11 protein-coding genes and 1 rRNA gene are annotated in these 19545 nt (G+C 73.2%); 7 read left to right on the top strand and 5 right to left on the bottom strand.

Annotation, left to right across the window (positions count from 1 at the left end):
* Together rrf and ACFV1W_RS30545 are read left to right on the top strand one after the other, a co-directional pair.
* Window positions 1-83: ribosomal RNA gene (rrf, locus tag ACFV1W_RS30550) — 5S ribosomal RNA — on the top strand; the annotation flags it as partial.
* Between the two features lie 176 nt (window positions 84-259).
* Window positions 260-2380 carry a phosphocholine-specific phospholipase C gene (locus ACFV1W_RS30545; protein WP_380420498.1) on the top strand — a complete coding sequence of 707 codons (2121 nt, stop codon included), beginning with the start codon at window positions 260-262 and terminating at the stop codon, window positions 2378-2380.
* A gap of 50 nt (window positions 2381-2430) precedes the next feature.
* On the opposite strand, the gene ACFV1W_RS30540 is transcribed toward ACFV1W_RS30545, so the two are convergent.
* From ACFV1W_RS30540 to ACFV1W_RS30520, 5 genes are all read right to left on the bottom strand, one after another.
* A complete protein-coding gene (locus tag ACFV1W_RS30540) occupies window positions 2431-3132 on the bottom strand; it encodes a hypothetical protein (protein WP_380420497.1) in 702 nt (233 codons plus the stop codon).
* A gap of 171 nt (window positions 3133-3303) precedes the next feature.
* Complete coding sequence (locus ACFV1W_RS30535) at window positions 3304-5964, bottom strand: TIM-barrel domain-containing protein (RefSeq protein WP_380420496.1); 2661 nt, start codon at window positions 5962-5964, stop codon at window positions 3304-3306.
* Between the two features lie 46 nt (window positions 5965-6010).
* Window positions 6011-6847: a carbohydrate ABC transporter permease gene (locus tag ACFV1W_RS30530; protein WP_380420495.1), complete on the bottom strand. Its 837-nt coding sequence runs from the start codon at window positions 6845-6847 to the stop codon at window positions 6011-6013.
* Window positions 6844-7746 carry a carbohydrate ABC transporter permease gene (locus ACFV1W_RS30525; RefSeq protein WP_380420494.1) on the bottom strand — a complete coding sequence of 301 codons (903 nt, stop codon included), beginning with the start codon at window positions 7744-7746 and terminating at the stop codon, window positions 6844-6846. The genes ACFV1W_RS30530 and ACFV1W_RS30525 overlap by 4 nt, the downstream gene beginning before the upstream one ends.
* Window positions 7747-7757: 11 nt before the next feature.
* Window positions 7758-9035, bottom strand: coding sequence for an extracellular solute-binding protein (locus ACFV1W_RS30520; protein WP_380420493.1), 1278 nt, complete (start codon window positions 9033-9035; stop codon window positions 7758-7760).
* 342 nt (window positions 9036-9377) lie between these two features.
* Here ACFV1W_RS30520 and ACFV1W_RS30515 point away from each other — a divergent pair, with 342 nt between their 5' ends.
* The 5 genes from ACFV1W_RS30515 to ACFV1W_RS30495 all read left to right on the top strand — a co-directional run bounded on the left by ACFV1W_RS30515 (window position 9378) and on the right by ACFV1W_RS30495 (window position 19530).
* A complete protein-coding gene (locus ACFV1W_RS30515) occupies window positions 9378-9866 on the top strand; it encodes a CU044_2847 family protein (RefSeq protein ID WP_380420492.1) in 489 nt (162 codons plus the stop codon).
* Complete coding sequence (locus ACFV1W_RS30510; RefSeq protein WP_380420491.1) at window positions 9863-10870, top strand: trypsin-like peptidase domain-containing protein; 1008 nt, start codon at window positions 9863-9865, stop codon at window positions 10868-10870. The genes ACFV1W_RS30515 and ACFV1W_RS30510 overlap by 4 nt, the downstream gene beginning before the upstream one ends.
* Window positions 10870-12399: a hypothetical protein gene (locus ACFV1W_RS30505; RefSeq protein ID WP_380420490.1), complete on the top strand. Its 1530-nt coding sequence runs from the start codon at window positions 10870-10872 to the stop codon at window positions 12397-12399. The genes ACFV1W_RS30510 and ACFV1W_RS30505 overlap by 1 nt, the downstream gene beginning before the upstream one ends.
* 136 nt (window positions 12400-12535) lie before the next feature.
* Entirely contained in the window at window positions 12536-13585 is a 1050-nt protein-coding gene (locus ACFV1W_RS30500) for an AAA family ATPase (RefSeq protein ID WP_380420489.1), read from the top strand.
* 11 nt (window positions 13586-13596) lie between these two features.
* Entirely contained in the window at window positions 13597-19530 is a 5934-nt protein-coding gene (locus tag ACFV1W_RS30495; protein ID WP_380420488.1) for an SAV_2336 N-terminal domain-related protein, read from the top strand.
* Window positions 19531-19545: the final 15 nt, after the last annotated feature.

Here is a 19545-nt window from a genome sequence, read left to right as displayed (position 1 = left end):
ACATTCCGAACCCGGAAGCTAAGCCTCACAGCGCCGATGGTACTGCAGGGGGGACCCTGTGGGAGAGTAGGACGCCGCCGAACAATCATTCAGAAGAACCCCCATCCGGATCCCGGATGGGGGTTCTTCGCATTTCCGGGACAGGAGTTGGCCGAAAGATCACGCTACGTTCGCCGACGGACTGTGTACGTCCCGCCTGCGGCCCCTATGGTCGAGCCCCAGCGGAACCCGTGCACTCACCGACCTGGAAGGACCCCACGTGGCCTCCATCGACAGGCGCCGATTTCTCCAGCTGGGCGGTGCGTCCGTGGCCGCCGCTGGCCTCGGCGCGTTCCCGCCCGCGGTCAGCAAGGCGCTCGCCCTGCCCGCGATCAGCAGGACGCGCTCGGTCAAGGACGTCGAACACGTCGTCATCCTGATGCAGGAGAATCGTTCCTTCGACCACTACTTCGGCACCCTCCGGGGCGTCCGCGGTTTCGCGGATCCGCGCCCCACCCTGCTGCCGGACGGCCGTCCCAACTGGCACCAGCCCGCCGCCGCCGTGAAGACCGGCCGCTACCACGACCGCGGCCTGCCGGCCTCCGAGCAGGAGGTGCTGCCCTGGTACATCGATCCCCGGAACACCACCGAGCACCAGGCCGGTACGGACCACGGCTGGAGCAGCGGCCACCTCGCCTGGAACGAAGGGCGCCACGACCAGTGGGTGAACCAGAAGCAGGACGTCATGACGATGGGTCACCTCAAGCGTCAGGACCTGCAGTACCACTTCGCCCTGGCCGACGCCTTCACGGTCTGCGACTCGTACTTCTGCTCCGTCCACGCCGACACCGCTCCCAACCGCATCTACCTGTGGACCGGTACCAGCGACCCGCGCAACGTCCACGGCCGCAAGCCCAACGGGCCCGGCCTGGAGGAGCGCAACGACAGGAACGGCTACACGTGGACCACGTACCCGGAGCGGCTGGAGGACGCCGGGGTCAGCTGGAAGCTGTACCAGGGCGGTTCCGGTGAGCCGGGCACCCCAACCGACAACTACACCGACAACTCGCTGATGTTCTTCGAGCGGTACCAGGTCGCCGAGGGCGCGTCCGGTCCGCTGGTGGAGAAGGGGGCGACGGACCACACGCTCAAGGAGTTCCGCGCCGACGTCGAGCAGGGCCGGTTGCCCCAGGTCTCCTGGATCGTCCCGCCGTACAAGTACAGCGAGCACCCCTCCGCCACGCCCACCGACGGTGCCTACTACATCAACCTGGTGCTGGACGCGCTGACCTCCAACCCCGAGGTGTGGGGCCGGACCGTCTTCCTCATCAACTACGACGAGAACGACGGCCTGTTCGACCACGTCGTCCCGCCGATGCCGCCGGTGGTCAGCCGCCCGGGCGGTCAGGGCATGGTCTCCTCCGACCTGGAGGCGAGCCTCGGCGACGAGCTGCTCGACCTCGCCAGGTACCCGGGCGAGATGAGCCCGCTGGTCCCGGGTGCGGACCGCGGCGGAGTGCAGCCGATCGGACTGGGCCCGCGCGTGCCGCTGCTGGTCATCTCCCCGTGGTCGCGCGGCGGTTGGGTCTGTTCGGAGACCTTCGACCACACCTCCGTGCTCCGCTTCCTGGAGGCACGGTTCGGCATCGAGGAGCCCAACATCAGCGCCTGGCGCCGTGCGGTCTGCGGTGACCTCACCTCGGCGCTCGACTTCTCCGGCGCCGACCCCGGGCGGGTCTCGATCCCGGTGCCGGCGCCGATCGCCTCGCGTGGAAAGCCGTACCAGGTGCCGCTGCCGCAGCAGATGCCCACCCAGGAGCCGGGCACCCGTCCGGCCCGCGCGCTCCCGTACGACCTGCGGGTCAACGAGGACGAGACCCACGACCAGACGGTGTTCCAGCTCAACCTGGACAACAGGGGCAGCGCCGGTGCCTGGCTCTACGTCTACGACCGGACGGCGCCGGCCGCGGCGCCGCGCCGCTACACCGTCTCGGCCGGCGACAGCTTCGAGGACCACTGGCCGCTGGTCGACGGCGGTTACCACCTCGTCGCCCACGGGCCGAACGGCTCGGTGCAGGAGTTCGAGGGCAAGACGGTGGGCGGCCTGGTCGCCCGCTTCGAGCCGGCCAAGAACAAGGTCCGGGTCACGGTGTCCAACCACGGGGAGACGGCCCGGACCGTCACCGCCGAGGAGGCGTACACCAAGGGCGCGAAGCAGGGCCGTGCCCTGCGCCCCGGCGACGACGCCCGGTTCACCTTCGACCTGCCCGCCGACAGCCGCTGGTACGACGTCACCGTCACGGCGGCGGACGGCCCGGCGTTCCGCCGCCGCTGGGCCGGACACGTGGAGAACGGTCGCCCCGGTACCAGCGACCCCGGCCCGCGTCGACCGGCCGGCTGACCCCGCGGGGCCGCGGGCCCGGCAACTCCGCTGACCCCGCGGCCCCGCCGTCAGTCGACCGGGTGCCCGGGCCGCCCCGGCACCCACAGCGGGACGGGCCCGCCGCGCGGCATGGCACGTGCCGCGTCCTGCTCCAGCCACCCGTCAACCCGCTCCGGATCGCCCTCGCTGAGCTCCACCAGAGCGGCCGCGGCGATCCGGGCGCAGCCGAGCAGGAGCGCGAGGGTGTCCTGGCGGCGGTGCCGCTCGCGCACGTAGGCCTCACCGCGTTCCTCGATGCGCCGGCGGTCGTCGCTGCTGCGGCGGCCCGGCCCCGCGTCCCCGGCGGTCAGCGCCTGGACGCCGTGCCACACCAGGGTGAGGGCGCAGGGCTCGGCCGGGTGTGCCAGCCCCTCCCGGTCCGCCCGCTCGCGGGCCTCGGCCGAGCGCAGTCCGAGCCGTTCCAGGGCCGTCGGGGCGTCCTCCCCGCAGGAGCGCAGGAGCAGCTCGGCGGCCAGTTCCGCCACGGCCGGCAGCACCGTCGACGCCGGCAACCGCAGCCCGGGCGCGGGTGCGTCGCCGAACGACAGCCACGCGTCCGCGAAGGACGCCGCGTGCAGCCCGTCCACCCAGCCCGGCGTCCATCCCGCTGCCCCGTCCGGAGCCCGGCCCGTGGCCCCGAGCCACTCCCGGGCCCCCAGCCGGATCACTCCCACCGCGACCAGACGCGCCGCGTCCTCGTCCAGTGCCAGCAGCCGTCCACTCCGCACCACGTACCCCCACCCGCGCTCGTGACCCCGTTGTCCACATCCCATCACGGAGGGACGCGGACGAACTAGACAGGGGCACGTCACAAATCGGAACCGATGGCGGACGCGGCCGGCCCCGTCCCGCCCGGCGAGGACGATCCGGGCGGGACGGGGCCGCGTGGGGGCGGGTGGAGGTCAGTGGCCGCCGTGGATCAGGTGGAGGGAGAAGTCGTCGTCGGTGGAGAAGGGCGCGGTCTTGACGTGGGTCACGCCCGCGGCCTGGTCGAAGTACCAGCCCGAGGCGGCGGAGTCGAGCGCGGCGGCCGAGTCCAGCCGGGGCAGCGGGCCGCCCTGGGTGACCACCGTCCGCGGAGCGGACTGGCCGTGCACCGTGAAGCGGTACGACCGGGCGTCCGGCTTTCCGCTGTAGTTCCCCTCACTGGCGCCGACCTGGATGGTGGTGACCGGGCCGTGCGCGTGGACGTCCACCTGCTGGGTGGCCGAGGAGCCCGCCGCGTACTGCCGGGTGACGCCGTCGTCCTCGTAGAGGGTGTAGGAGGAGTCGCCCCGGGGGTAGACGTCGTAGTCGAGTTCGCCGCGGTCGCGGTTCTCCCAGGACAGCGTGCCCTGGGGCCACATCGGCACGATCGAGCCGCCCTTGACGAACAGCGGCAGGGTGTCGAGCGGGGCGGAGTAGCCGTTGATCGTGGTGGGGCCCTGGTAGGTGCGTCCGGTCCAGTAGTCGGTCCAGGTGCCCTCGGGCAGGTAGATGCCGTCGCGCACCGAGGTGGCGGAGTAGACCGGGGCGACCAGGAAGTCCGGCCCCGCCAGGAACTCGTACTTGGCGTTCGGCCCGAGGGCCGCCGGGTCGTCCGGATACTCCAGGGCGAGCGGGCGCACCGCGCCGATGCCGGTGCGGGTGGCCTCGGCGGACAGGGTGTACATGTACGGCAGCAGCCGCTCCTTGAGCTGCAGGTACTTGCGGTTGATCGAGGTGTAGGGCTCGCCGTCCAGCCAGGGCTGCTGGTCGCGCTGCTGCTTGCCGGACATGTCCCTGGCCCAGCCGTCCATGGTCATGATGGTCGGCAGGAAGGCCTTCCACTGGAGGTCGCGGGTGTACATCTCGGGGTCGCGGCGGAAGATCGAGCCGACGTCGCCGGTGTCGTAGGCGATGCCGGACATGGTGGCGCCGGCGTAGGTGGGGATCTGCCAGCGGATGTAGTCCCAGGACAGGCTCTGGTCGCCGCTCCAGAGCACGCCGCAGCGCTGGGCGCCGGCCCAGGAGACGGGCAGCCAGACGAAGCCGCGGGCGTCGCTGTTGTCCTCGATGCCGGCCTTCGCCCGGTCGCAGGCGTCGAGCGCGAAGCCGTAGCCGTTGCCGACCCAGGCGACGTCGAGCTTGCGCACCCGGACTCCGGCCTTGACCTCCTCGGCCTGGTCGGGCAGGCCGTTCTGGGTCCACAGGCCGAGCTGGGCGTGGTCCTTGCGCAGGCCGTCGCCGGTCCGGGGGAGGTTCTCGTAGCCGCAGCCGTAGCCGTCGTTGACCAGCATCCAGCCGAGCGGCATCCGGTTCTGCACGTAGCCGTCGGCGACCTTGAGGGCGTCGGTGGTGTGGCGCTCGCCGCGGTTGGCGTTGTGCAGGTAGCAGTCGGAGTCGCCGGGCTCCAGGCCGTAGACCGGCGGCATGAAGGGCCTGCCGACCAGCGAGGTGTACTCGCCGATGACGGACTTGACGTCGCCGGTGAAGTAGTAGGCGTCCAGGCGGCGTTCCTGCTGGCCGGTGCGGACCGGGGAGCCGAAGTCGTAGATGCCGGGGGCGAAGGTGTTGCGGAAGACGCCGTAGCCGGCGGTGGAGACGTAGAACGGCTGGGAGTTGTTGTAGCCGCCCTCGTTCCAGTCGGTGCTGTTGGAGACGTGGACGGTCCGGTCGCGGTGGGAGAAGCTGCCGTTCTGCTCGCCGCCGCCGAAGAACTGCTCGTCGGGGCCGCGGGTCAGGCTCTGCCGCAGGCCGTTGGTGGACCAGCGCAGCGGGGCGTCCTCCTGCCAGATGGCCGTCCGGTCGTCCGCCTGGTAGAGGCCGAAGCGCAGGGGGTGCTTGTAGACCCGCAGGACCAGGTGGCCGGAGCGGATGCCGTAGTGGTCGCCGGCGTCGAACGTGGAGGTGCGGGTCTGGAGTTCGGGCTGCTTGCGGATGATGGCGCTGCCCACCGGGTCGCCGGTGTCGCCGTCCGGGGCGGCGCGCAGGCGCAGCTGGTCGTCGGCGAGGAAGTCGACCTTGGCCTTGAGGGTGCCAGCGGCGATGTCGTAGCTCCCCCCGCCGCCGCTGAAGGAGGTGAGGTCGCCCGCGTCGGTGGTCCGGGGGAGGTAGGCGCGGCCGGTGAAGGAGCCGCCCTTCACGTCGTACGGGACGACCAGGACGTGGTAGGTGCCGGAGGCCTTGGGGATCACGGTGGCCTCGGGGTCGGCCGTGCCGGCGCTCTCGGCGACCTTGTTGCCGTCGGCGTCGTAGACGTAGAGGTCGAAGTCGTCGGTGGGGTTCTGCCACTGGACCGAGATCGGGACGCCGCCCTCGGGGTTGTCGTCCCAGTAGCCCGACGGGACCTTGACCGTGAGGTCGAAGCGGCCGCAGACCGTGCCGTCCGGGTCCTGGGCGGCGGTGGGGCAGGAGGTGGCGCCGCCGAGGGTGCCCTTGGCGTAGGCGGGGCTCTGCCAGCTGACGTCCTGGTGGCCGCCGTCCAGGACGGCGGCGGGCGGGCCGGAGGCGTGGGCCGGTACGACCGGGCCGGCCATGGCGGCGATGCTGGTGAGGGCCGCCGCGAGGGCGGCCCGTCGGAGGTGGGGTCGGAGCAGGCGCACGGGGTTCTCCTGTCGACTCTTCGGGTCAATCCGGCGGTTCTGAGCGCTACTTGACCGATCCGGCGGTCAGTCCGGAGACGACGTGCCGTTCGATCAGGGCGAACAGCACCACCACCGGCACGATCGCGACGACCGAGCCGGCGAACAGGTAGTTCCACTGGACGGTGTAGTTGCCGATGAAACTGTTGATGCCGACGGTGAGCGGCTGGCTGCCCGGGTCGGTGGACAGGGTCAGGCCCATCACGAACTCGTTCCAGGCGGAGATGAAGGTGAAGATCACCGCGGTGACCACGCCCGGCAGGGCCAGCGGCAGCACCACCCGGCGCAGCGTCCCCAGCCGGCCGAGGCCGTCCAGCATCGCGGCCTCCTCCAGCTCCACCGGGATCGAGGAGATGTACGCCGTGAGGATCCAGACGGTGAAGGCCAGGTTGAAGGCGGCGTTGCAGAGGATCAGCGTCCAGACCGAGTTGAGCATGTCCAGCTGGTAGAACTCGCGGTAGAGGCCCACCAGCAGGGAGGTCGGCTGGAACATCTGGGTGACCAGGACCAGCAGCAGGAACAGCCGGCGGCCCCGGTAGCGGACCCGGGCGGTGTAGTACGCGGCGGGCAGCGCGACCAGCAGCGCCAGCAGGGTGGAGCCGCCGGCGACCAGCAGGGTGACCCGCAGGTTGCCGCCGAGGGTCGAGTCGCGCCAGACGCCGGTGAAGCCGGACCAGACGAAGTGCCGCGGCAGGTAGGTCGCGTCGCGCAGTTCGTCGGCCGGGCGCAGGGCGGTGACGACCATCTCCAGGTACGGGAGCAGGAAGACCGCCGCCAGCAGCCAGGCCGCCCCCGCGAGGGCCAGGGTGCGCGGTGGGATCCTCCGGGGCCGGCGCGTCGTCAACTCTCCTCCTGGTTCCAGCGGCTGACCTTGAGGAAGGCCAGCACCATCAGCACCACGAGGGCGAAGTTGACCACCGACATCGCCGCCGACTCCCCGATGTCGGTGTCCTTCAGCTGGTACATGAACACCGTGCTGGTCGCGGTGTCGCTGCTCGGGCCGCCCTGGGTCATCCCCCAGATGACGGGGAAGGAGTTGAAGACGTTGATCAGGTTGATCACCAGGCCGACCAGGAAGGCCGGGCGCAGCAGCGGCAGGGTGATCCGCCGGTAGGACTGCCAGGGCGAGGCGCCGTCCACCCTGGCCGCCTCGTACACCTCGGCGGGAACGGTCTGGAGGCCGGCCAGCAGGGTGTAGGTGGTGAAGGGCAGGGAGACGAAGACCGCGACGAACACCATCCAGGGCCAGGCCGTCGAGGGGTCGCCGAGCCAGTCCCGGGGGCCGTCGACCAGGCCGAGGTCGGTCAGCGCGGTGTTGAGCACGCCCGCCGTCCGGTCGAGCATCCAGCGGAAGCCGATCGCCGTCATCAGGACCGAGGCCGCCCACGGGGCGATCAGTGCCCAGCGGGCGTAACGGCGGCCGGGGAAGCGCTGGTTGAACAGCTGGGCCAGGCCGAGCGAGAGCAGCATCGTCAGGGCCACGACGGCGGCGGTCCAGGCGACGGTGGCGAGCAGCACGTGGCCGAGGTCGGCCTCGCCGAAGAGCTTGCGGTACTTGTCCAGCCCGGCGGAGCCGCGGACGAAGCCGCTGGTGCTCACCCGCAGGAACGAGGTGCGGACCATCTCGTACACCGGCCACAGCACGACGGCGAGGATCAGCAGCACGGCCGGGGCGATCCACGGCAGCGGGCCGAGCCGGCCCGGCCGACGGTCCTTGCGCACGGGGGAGTGGGAGGTCACCATCGGTTCGGCCGTCACCTGTTCGCGACGGCGTCCTGGGCCTTCTTCTGCAGGTCGCCCAGCACCTTGGCCGGGTCACCCGAGACGGCGCTGCCGACGGCCTTCTTGAGCTCGGCGGAGACCGCGTCCCAGGTGGTGTCGCCGAGCGGGTAGAACACGGCGTTCGGCAGCAGGGCGAAGAACGGTTCGAGGTCCTTGTGCTTTCCGCTGCCGGTCATCTCGTGCAGCACACTCTGGGTGACCGGCATCAGGTTGTAGGTCTCGTCGAAGGCGAGCTGGTTGTCCTTGGTGTAGGCGAAGTCGAGGAACTTCCTGATCTGGTCGCGGTGACCGTTCTTCTTGAAGGCCATCATCCAGTCGGCGACGCCGAGGGTGGAGCTGAGCGGGCCGGCCTTGCCGGGGATCGGCGCCACGCCGTAGTCGACCTTGCCGTCCCGGGCCGTCTGGATCAGCGAGGGGTGGCCGTCGAGCATGGCCGCCTTGCCGGCCGCGAAGTCGGCGAAAGCGGTCTTGCGGTCGGTGGTGGCGGGGTTGGCGTAGGTCAGCCCCGGGTCCACCAGGTCGGCCTTGAGCCAGCGGAAGGTGTCGATGTTGGCCTGGCTGTTCAGGGTGTACGCGCCGTCCTTGCCGGTGGGGCCGCCGCCGTTGCCGAGCTCCCAGATCATGCTCTCGCCCTGGGCCTCCTCCGGCCCGAGCGGCAGTGCGTACGGGGTGACGCCCGGCACCCTGGCCTTGAGCTGTTCGGCGTCCTTGCGCAACTCCTCCCAGTCGGCGGGGGGTCGGGCGATGCCGGCCTGCTGGAACAGCGCCTTGTTGTAGAACAGGGCGCGGGCCGAGGAGACGAACGGTATGCCGTACTGCACGCCCTTGACCTGTCCGGCCCTGGCGAAGCCGTCGATCAGGTCGGCCCGGGTGCCGGGCGACAGCACGTCCTGCGCCGGGTACAGCAGGTCGTCGGCGACCTTGTCGGCGTAGCCGCCGGTCTGCAGGACGTCCGGCACGTTGCCGCTCTGGATCATCGTCTTGACCTGCTTGTCGATGTCGTTCCAGTTCACCACCTGGACGTCGACCTTGATGTCCGGGTTGGCCGCGGTGAAGGCGGTGGCGACCTTGTTCCAGTAGGCCTTGGAGCTGTTGGACTCCTTGTCGCCGTAGTCCGCGGCGACCAGTTTCAGGGTCACCTTGCCGTCCGCGCCGGTCCCGCCGCCACCGCTGCCGCCGCTGCCGCAGGAGGTGAGGGCGAGCGCGCCGAGGGCGCACGCCGAGACGAGGGCCAGCACACGTTTGTCCACCGCAGTTACCGCCTTCGTGCGTGCTTGATCGGATGATCCAAGATGCTTGAAGAATGCTGGTTTTGAGCAGTTTCGAAAGAGCAGCTTGGCGCTTCGGGCGGTTCATGTCAATCGTGAGTGCAGTACTGAGCAGGAATGCGTCCGGTCCGAGGCCCGCCGGGGCGTGCTCTGCGCAGAAACGCTCAAAGCCTCCGGGGTTCCGGCCGTACGGAGGCGGCCGGCTGAGGGGCACTCAGGAGCCCTCGGGGGTGCTGCGGGTGTCCGACCCCGTAACGGTGGGTGTCGTGGGCGTCGCGGTATTGTGGCGCGCGCAGCAGGGGCGGACGTACGGGAGGGAACGGCGTGGCCGGGGACGTGACGGTGCAGACGATCGACCTGGGGGACGGCACCACGGTGCGGGCCGAGGTCATCGGCGAGGTCGGCTTCGAGACGGCCGGGGACGAGGACGACTTCGGGGACGTGGCGCTGCGGGACCGGGCCGCCCGGGTCGGCTCCGCGGTGGCGCTGTCACTGGACCAGGTGCGCGGCACGGTCCAGGGCATCGGACGCTGGGCGGCGGAGACGATCGCCCAGGGCGGGGCCGGGGCGCCGGACTCGTTCGAGGTCGAGTTCGGCCTCAAACTGGCCGTGAAGTCCGGACAGTTGCTCGGCATCATCGCGGAGGCCGGGAGCGAGGCGGGCCTGACCGTCAAGCTCTCCTGGGACCTCGCGGCCCGGCGCGAGCGTGCGAACGGTACGCACGGCGGTACTGCGACGGGCGCGGACGGCGGTGCGGCGGCCGGAGGCGGTGCCGGGGGCGGCCCGGCCATCGAGCCCGCCGCCGCGGAGTGACCGGCCCGCACCTCGGTCGGGCCAGCGCCGAGGCGCTGCACCGCTGCGCCGTGCGGATCGAGGTGGCGAGCGGCTTCCGGGGCAGCGGCTTCCTGGTCGCGCCGGGGCTGGTGGTCACCTGTGCGCACGTCGTGCTCGACCGGAGCGGCGTGGCCGAGGGACTGGTCGTCCGGCACGAGTCGAACAGCTACCCCGTGCGGCCCGGCGCGGTCCGGGCCGAGCCCGACACCGTGGGCAACGGCTCGTTCGAGGCGTTCCCCGACCTCGCGCTGCTCGACGTCCCGGCGGCGGCCGCCACCGGCCACCCCGTCGCCCCGTTCGCCGGCGGCGAGGCCGAGCCGGGCAGCTGGCTGACCGCCCTCGGCCACTCCGAGGCGACCCCTACCCCGGGCGCCAACGCCGACACGGCCGCACTCCAGGTCGTCGGCTGGTCAGGGGGGTTCGTCCGGGTGAGCGGCTTCGTGCAGCCCGGTTTCAGCGGCAGCATGCTGGTCGGCCCGGACGGGCTGGTGCGCGGCGTGCTCAAGGGCAGCCGCTCGTACAAGCAGGACCTGGGCGGCTGGTACGTCCCGCTCGCGGCCCTGCGAGCCTTCCTCGGGCCGTCGGCCCCGGCCTCCGGGTCCGACCCGGCGCCCGAACCGCCGCCCGGCGACGCCGAGTTCGTCGCCGCGCTGATGGCCGTCCGGTACACCGCGCGGGCCGACGGGCGCTTCGACCTGCTGGAGCGGATGGGCGAGCAGCTCGGCCTGCCGCACTCCTTCGAGGTCGAGGAGCGCTCCGACCGCCGCGACCACCTGTTCCGCATCGTGCGCCGCTGCCGCGACCACCGCGACGCGTCGGCGGCCCTGCGCGCGCTGTACACGGCGCTGGAGGAACTCGCCCCGGACGATGGCGCCTTGGAGCGGCTCCGGTCCCTGGTGGAATGGGCGACGGGCGGTGCGGTGGCGGGCGGAGCGGTGGCGAACGGTGCGGTGGCCGAGGGGCGGGGGAGCGGGCAGGGGTGATGAGCGCAGGGGCGTACGGCGGCTGGTCGCCGCGGGCCGCCGTCGAGCCGGGGAGCGCCGCCGCGACCCCGATCGAGGCGGCCGAGGGCCTGCTGGCCGAGATCCTCTTCGACTTCCGGGGGATCTCCCGGCGGGAGTTCCGCCAGGGCGTCCTGGAGACGATGGGCCGCAGCCCGTCCTCCCGGCTGTTCCACCTGGACGTCAAGGAGGCCGACACCGCGCGCGAGCACGTCCGGGAGATCCTGCGGAGCATCCGCTGCGCCCGCGACCCCCGGGCCGTGCTCGGCGCGCTCGGCGAGGCGCTCAGGGCCCACGACCCGTACGACGGCGCGCTGCCCTGGCTGGAGTTGGCCGTACTGGCCCTGACCACCGAGACCGGCCTGCCCGCCGCCGTCCTGCTGCGCGTCATCGGCCTGCTGCGCGCGCTGACGCCCCCGCCGGGCCCCGAGCGGCTCCTCGTCCACGTGCCGCCGCGGGCCCCCGGCCGGCACCGGATCGACGGGCGGACGACCCTGCCGGAGATCCTCGGCCGGCTGCTGGACCACTTCGGCGGCCCCGACGCCGGCTACGCGCTGACCTTCCTGGACGGCCTGGTACGGGACCCTGAGCTCGCCCTCCAGTACCCCCGACTCGCGGAGCTGGCCGCGGTGTTGAACGGCGTCGCGGTCGCCCGGCCGGCACCCGGGGAGGCGGCGGCCGGCCGCCTCATCGTGCAGATCCGGCTGGACCCGGAGACCCCGGAGCACATCGAGGCGAGCCGCTACCACCTGCGGGCCTCCTACTACCGCCAGCCGCTGGCCGGCGGCCCGATCGAACGCCTCAACGACCTGGTCGCCGGCGACTCCCTCGCCAAGGAGGACCTCGTCGCCGAAGGCAGCGCCCGACTGGCCCGCTGGCAGGCGCTGTTCACCGAGATGGCCAGGAGCAGGCGCAGCCCCGTGCGGATCGAGTTCCTGCTGCCCAAGGCACTGCTCGGCCACAGCGCCGAACTCTGGTCCCCGACCCCCGGCGGGTACCGGCTCGGACTGCTGCACCCCGTCGTGGTCCGCTCCCTGGACCGCTACATCAACCCGTGGCTGCAGACGCCCGACTGGTACGAACGGTGGGAGCACCTGTTCGCCGAGACGATGGAGTGCGAGGCCGTCGACCGGATCGGCTGGCCGCCCCTGCACCCCGAACGTGCCGCCGACCTGCCCGGCTGGCTCGACGGCCGGCCCACCCTGGCCTGCCTCGGCCTCGACACCCCGTACGACGAACTCGACCCCCGGGTGCGAACGGCCGTGCTCGACGCCATGGTGTTCGACGGTGTTCCGGCCATGCTGTGGCGCCGCGCCCCCGGTGCCCCGACGGACCTGGTCGAGGCCCTGCGCCGTGACCGCCCCCGCTCGCTGGCCCACCTGCCGGAGGCCGTCCACCGGCACCGCAAGGTGACCCGGGCGGCGGAGACCCAGGACGGCATCACCCTGTTCTGGGACGACCCGAACTGCGTGGACCCGGACCAGGACGCCGGGTTTCCGGGGATGGTGTGAGGCGAATGGTTCCCGACGAGCGCGACGACCCGGACGGGCGCGGTGACTTCGAGGCCGGCTCGGACTCGACGACCGTGACGACTTCGACGAGCGCAGTGACTTCGACGACCGTAATGACGAGGAGCAGGCGGTAACGATGCCCGAGAACTGGTGGATCTACCGGGGCACCGGCGTGCCCCACGACGGCATCGCCGCCCTCCCGCCGGCCCCGGCCTGGCGCTCCTTCGGGGACTGGGTCGACAGCGACGAGGAACTGCCGCCACCCCCGGCCGACGACGCCACCGGCCCCACCGCCCGCCGGCTCGGCCGGACCCGGCAGGCCACCGCCTACCAGGCCGACGAACGCGAGATCCACCTCGTCAACCTGGCCCTGCACCTGCGCCGCCCGCTGCTGATCACCGGCAAGCCCGGCGTAGGCAAGTCCACCCTCGCCTACGCCGTCGCCCACGAACTCGGCCTCGGGCCGGTCCTGCGCTGGTCCGTCAGCAGCCGCTCCACCCTGCGCGACGGCCTCTACACCTACGACGCCATCGGTCGCCTCCACGAGGCCGGCCTGCGCGCCCCCCGGCACGACGGCGACCCGGCCGGCGACCGGCAGCCGCCCGCCATCGGCCAGTTCCTGCGCCTCGGCCCGCTCGGCACCGCGCTGCTGCCCTGGCGCACACCCCGGGTCGTCCTCATCGACGAGATCGACAAGAGCGACATCGACCTGCCCAACGACCTCCTGAACGTCTTCGAGGAGGGCGAGTTCGAGATCCCCGAACTCCAACGCCTGGGCCCCGGCCCCCAGGAGGTCGCCATCGCCGACCCCGGCCGGCGGGCGATCGTGCGCGGCGGCCACGTGCGCTGCGCCCACTTCCCGCTGGTCGTCCTCACCAGCAACGGCGAGCGGGAGTTCCCCTCGGCACTGCTGCGCCGCTGCGTCCGCCTGGAGATCCAGCCGCCGACCGAGGAGCGGCTGGCCGCGATGGTCGCCGCCCACCTCGGCGCGGACCGGTCGGCGGACGGCCGCCGGCGCGCCGAGCTCATCACCGAGTTCCTGCGCCGCCAGCGCGAGGACGGCGCCGACCTGGCCAACGACCAGCTGCTCAACGCCCTGCTGATGGCCGAACGAGGTCTGTGGGGCAGCGAACCCGGGCGCGACGTCATCCACGACGTCCTGCTGCGCCCGCTCAACGAGAGCTGAGGCGGCGGCCGGTGGGCGCGTTCGGTACGGGCGGGGAGTCGGGAGCGGCCGGGGAGGCCGGTACGGGCGCGGACGCGGCGGCGCGCTCCGTGCTGCGCCGGGCACTGGCCGCACTCGTGGCACCCGAGGGCGAGCAGCCGGACCCGCAGGACCTCGCCGACGTGCTGTGGATCTCCCGGCTGGCTGGCCTCGCACCCGTGACCGACGGCTCGCCCGAGCCGCCCGCCGAACGGCTCCCGGTGCCGCAGCCGCCCGTGACCCCGGAACCCGACCCCGCCCTGCCGCACCAGCGCACCGAGCCGAGCCGCCCGCCCGACGCCGAACCGCCCGCCGACACGTCCCTGCAGCCCGAGCCCACGGTCGAACTGCACCCCCGCTGCGCCCCCTCGGGCACCGAGCGGCCGAAGCCCGTCGCCCGCGGCGCCGAGGTCGTCCAGGTCACCCGGCCCACCGCTCTGCCCGGCGCCCTGGCGATCGCCCGCGCCCTGCGCCCGCTGCGCCGCCCGCTGACCCAACGCCCCGGCGCCCACCGGCCGTTGCACCTCGACGAGGAGGCCACGGCGGCAGCCACCGCTGAAGCCGGTGTCCTGCTGCCGGTCTGGCACCGGGCCAAGCCCCGGTACGCGGTCGACCTGCTGGTCGACACCGGTGCCACCATGGCCGTCTGGCACGACCTCGCGGGCGAGCTCGCCACCCTGCTGGAACGCCACGGTGCCTTCGAGGAGGTGCGCACCTGGTCCCTCGACACCGACCGGGACTGCCCGCACCTGACCCCCTTCCGGCGCCGCCGCACCGCCGCACCACCGCCCGCCGCTCCCGACCGGAACTGGTCCCGCCCGCTCGCCGACCCGCACGGGCGCCGCATCCTGCTCGTCCTGACCGACGGCGTCGGACCCGCCTGGTACGGCGGCGAACTGGTGCCCTTCCTCGCCCGCGCCACCACCACCGGCCCGGCCGCCGCCCTCCAGGTGCTGCCCCGCCGTCTCTGGCACCGCACCGCCCTGCGCGCCGCCCCGGTCGAGGCCAGGGCCGCCACCCACGGCCGGCCCGCCCCCGTCCTGCGCACCGACACCGCCCTGCCCGGCATCCCCCGCGGCAGGGCTGGGGCGGCGGCCCGGGCCGCGGTGCGCTGGCTGCCGGTGCTGGAGATCGACGCCGACTGGCTCGCCCCGTGGGCCGATCTCACCGCGGGCCGTACGGCCGGCTGGACGCCCCTGCTCGCCGCGCCGCTCAGCGGCGTCCCCCGCCCACAGCGCCCGCGTGCCCGGACCTCCGCCCCGCGCACCGCCGCCGACCGGGTCGCCGCCTTCCGGGCCGGCAGCTCCCCGAACGCGTACCGGCTCGCCTGCCACCTGGCGGCGGCTCCGCTGAGCCTGCCGGTGATGCGGCTGGTCCAGCGGGCGACCGTGCCGGAGTCGGGGCAGCGGGAACTGGCGGAGCTGTTCCTGTCCGGGCTGATCGAGGTACGGGCGAAGGCCGCCGACCCGGACGAGGTGGTGTACGACTTCGTCGACGACGTACGGGAGGAACTGCTGGGGGAGCTCACCCGGACGGAGTCGGTACGCGTGCTGGACCAGGTGCTCGCCAAGGTCTCGGGGCGGGTCGCGGCGACCTTCGGCGGAACGCTCGACTTCCGCGCCCTGGCCGCCTCGCCGGGGGAGGCCCGGCACCCGCTGCCGGAGCGCAGCCGGCCCTTCGCGGAGGTCGCGGCGCGGGTGCTGGCCGGTGCGGGCGGCCAGCACGCCTCGCTGGCAAGGACATTGGGCGAGGTGGCGGGGCTTCGGTCCGCGGTCCGGCGGGAGCTGCTGACACCGGTACCGCCCGTGGTGAGTCCTCCGGACCCGCCCCGCATCATCGGCCGGGAGCGTGAACTCCGACTGCTCGCGCAGGCATGCGCGCCGAGTGGCACGCAGACCCGGTTGGTGGTGGTCGAGGCTGCCGCGGGCATGGGCAGGCGCCGCCTCGTCCAGGAGTACCTCCGGCGTCACGGCGACCGTCACTCCTTCGTCCACCGCATCGACGGGCGCACCGCCGATGCGCTGGCGAGCGGCTTCATCCGGCTGAGGACCGCCCTCGGCGCGGACCGCTCCGCCTTCCTGGGCGAACTGGTCGGAGACCATCCGAACTGGCTGATCGTCGTGGACGGTCTTCAGCCGGACGCCTTCCACTCCCGCGAACTCGCCCACCTGATCGACTTCTCCGAAGCGGGCTGCCTGATCATCACCGCAGACTCGGTCGAGGGGATGGGCTCCCTCGACTCGGCGACGACCATCACCCTCGGCTTCCTCACCGAGGCCGAGCTGCGCGAGGAGGTCCGCCACCGACTCGGCGACGCCTACCAGCGGATCGAGCACGCCCAGGAGTTCCAGCACCTGCTCGACCGGATGCCCCGTCGCCCGGACGAACTGGCGGCCTGGCAGCTCGACGCCCAACTGGCCGTCCTGACCGGGGCGGCCGGGTCGGGGGACTCCTTCTCCACCGTCCGGAGCTTCCGACTGCCCAGCCCGGCCCTGGCGATGGCGGCCGTGCGGGACCCGGGCGGCGACGGTACGGTCCTCCTCGCCGTGTACGGAGCCGACCGCCTGATCCACTACATCGACACGACGACCGGGCAGGAGGCCAAGCCGCCGCTGGCGCTCGACGATCCCCGCCCGGAAATCGTCGCCCTGACCGAGGTGAGCGGCCAGCCGGCCGCATACCTCTGCACGGCGGACGTCGACGGCGGATTCACCTTCTGGTCCATCGACGGCGGTTCCCTCGTGATGAACCAGCCGGGCCTTCCCGTACTGCCGGCGGCCCTGGCCTCCCTCGTCCACCCGGACGGAAATCAGTACATCTGGGCGGCGGATCCCCACGGCGTCATGCACCTGTGGAATCCCGGGGTCAGCCCCGGGGCCCCGGAACTGCCCGGCCTCCCCGGCGGCCACCGCTCCTGGGCGATGACCGTGCTGTCCCAGCCGGACGGGCGCTCGCTCCTGGTCGGCGTCGACCCGACGGGACGGCTGCACCGCTGGCAGCCCGACGACCCCTCGACCGTCGAGTTCTTCGCCGCCGCCGTCGTCGACCCCGGCCGGGCTCGGACGATCGTCGGGATCACCGGCGACGAGCGCCGCTGCGTGCTCGCGTCGGTCGGCGACCGGGACACCCATGTCCACATCTGGGAGTTCGAGGGCCGCTGGCGCGGCGACCGGCGGCGTGAGATCGAACAGCCGTTGCTCGCCCAGCGCTTCCGCCTGGTCGAGCGGATCGCCCAGGGGCGGCAGAGCGAGGTGTGGCGGGCCAGGGACGAGCGGGACGGCGTCGCGGTCGCGGTCAAGACCGTCGGCCGGGACCGCCTCGCCGCCCTGGACGCGGACGAGTTCCTGGCGCAGTCCGCACGGCTCGCCCAGCTCGACCACCCGGGCCTCGTCGCCTGCCACAGCGCCGGTGTCGATGCCGAACGCCTCTACCTGGTCCACGAGTTCGTCGACGGACCCGACCTGAGGAGCCTGCTCGACGCGGGCCCGCTGCCCCCGTCCGAGGCCGCGGCGATCGCCCACGGCGTGGCCGAGGCGCTGGAGTACCTCCACGGCCAGGGGCTCGCGCACGGCCGGATCGAGCCCGCCAACATCCTCATCCGCCCGGACGGCAGCCCGGCCCTCTGCGACTTCGGGATCCACCTCGGCGGGCCGGCCGTTCCGGTCGACCCGGCCGGTGACCTCTACGCCCTGGGCGGCGTGCTCCAGGAGACCGGCATGCCCGAGGCCCTGCGCGGGCTCGTCCGCGACCTGCTGCACCCGAGCCCGCGCCGACGGCCGTCCTCCGCCGCCGAGGTCGCCAGGCGGATCGCCGACTCGGGCGTCCTGCGGCAGCCCGACCGCACGCCCGAACTCCCGCTCAGGTTCACGCTGCTCGGGGAGGTGCGGGCCTGGCGGGGGGACGAGCCGGTCGACCTCGGGCCCCCGGAACGGCGGGCGGTGCTCGCCGCGCTGCTGAAGTACCGCGACCGTCCGGTCCGGGCAGAGGTCCTGATCGAGGCGGTACGGCCGCAGCACCCGGCCGCCGCCGAGCTCGACGCGGTGTGGTTCCACGTGCAGGAGCTGCAGCGCGTGCTCAACTCGCCCACGGCCTCCCGGGTGGCGCTGGAGGAGTTGTCGGACGGTCGCACCTGGCTGATGACCGTGGCCTCCGACCAGATCGACGTCGTCCTCTTCGAGCAGGCCGTGGAACGCGCCGAGTGGGCGCACTCGGCCGCCGACCCGGCCGGGGCCCGACGGCACGCCCAGGAGGCACTCGCCCTCTGGCAGGGCGCGCCGCTGGCCGACCTGCCCGGGCCGTCGGCCGAGCTGGAACGGCTCCGGATCAACGAACTGTACGAACGGGCCTGGGACCTGGTCGGACCGGTCCGCTCCCGGCTGCGCTACTCGCTGCTCGGTCCGCTGCGGGTCTGGCGGGACGAGCAGCCGGTTCTCCTGCTCGGTTCACCGCAGCAGCAGGCGGTCCTCGCCGCCCTGCTCCTGCACTCCCCCGAGCCGGTCTCCCCCGCGAGCCTGGTCAACGCCGTCTGGGGCGACCAGCCACCACCCCAGGCCGTGGCGGCGGTGCACACCTACGTCTTCCGGCTGCGTTCCGTTCTGGGCGACGGCGCCGAGCCGCGCGGCTCGGCCGACATCCTCCAGGCGGTGGCCGGCGGCTACCGGATGAACGCCTTCTCGGGCTCGATCGACGCGGCCGTCTTCGAGCAGCGGCTCGCCACGGCCGTGTCGGCGGAGAGGACCGGCGACCTCTCGACGGCGCACACGCTGGTGCGGTCCGCGCTCGACCTCTGGGAGGGCCCCGCGCTGGACGGCCTTCCGGGGCCGTACGCCGCCGGGGAGCGCACCCGGCTGAACGAGCGGCGGATGGCGGCCACCGAGGACCTGTACGCCACCGGGCTGGCGCTCGGGCGGCACCTGGAGCTCGTGACGGAACTCGAACTGCTGGTTGCCGAGGATCCTCTGCGCGAGCGGTTGTGCGCGCTGCTGATGCTCGCCCTCCACCGCTGCGGGCAGCAGGTCGAGGCACTGGAGGCCTACGGCCGCCTGCAGGCCGGGCTGCGGGAGGAGTTCGGGGCCGCGCCCGGTCCGGTGGTGGCGAGGCTGCACCGGATGATCCTGGCGGACGACCGCCAACTCCGCAGGCCCGGCTGGGCCGAGGCGCTCATCGTGCCGCCGGGCGGCTCCGCCGCGCCCGCCGTGGTCGACGCCGACCGGCTCCCGCGCGGCGACGCGCTCCGGGGCGTGGCGATCGGAGTGGACGCGGTCCAAGGGGCCCCGGTCTTCGTCGACTTCGACACCGACCCGCTGTTCGCCGTGTTCGGTGACGAGGGGGCCGGGAAGACCGCCCTTCTCCGGCTGCTGGTCAAGCAGCTCACCGAGCGCTACCCCGCGGACCGCGTCGGCTTCCTGGTCGCCGACTTCCGCCGCACGCTGATCCACGAGGTGCCACCCGAGTACCTCGTCCACTACGCGTCGAGCGCGTCGGGTGTGGACACCCTGGTGCGGATCCTGCGAGTGGCCGCCGCCGGCCGTACGCCGGACGTACCGCAGACCGTGCCCGGCCGGCGGCGGCACAAGGACGTCTTCCTCGTCGTGGACGACCTCGACCTCGTCACCGCCAACGGGCAGGACCCCCTGTCGCCCCTCGTCGAGTTCCTGCCGCAGGCCCGGGAACTGGGACTGCGGGTGATCGTCGCCCGCCGCTCCGAAGGCGCCGGCCGGGCCCGTCCGACCGAACCGTTCCTCCGCGCGGTGTGCACCCACGGGGCCCACGGCGTGCTGCTCTCCGGGGACGGGGACGAAGGCCCCCTCCTGGGACTCGCGGCGCCCCGGCTCCTCCCGCCGGGCCGGGGGGTCCGGGTGACCCAGAAGCACCTGTCCGGAACCCTGATCCAGACCGGCTGGCTGCCCCCCGGGGCCTCACGCTAGCCGAGTCGGCGCGGG

Source organism: Kitasatospora sp. NPDC059648, assembly GCF_042734825.1.
Classification (GTDB): domain Bacteria; phylum Actinomycetota; class Actinomycetes; order Streptomycetales; family Streptomycetaceae; genus Kitasatospora.
Note: the sequence above shows the minus strand (reverse complement) of the source record. Positions and strands in the feature narration are given on the sequence as shown.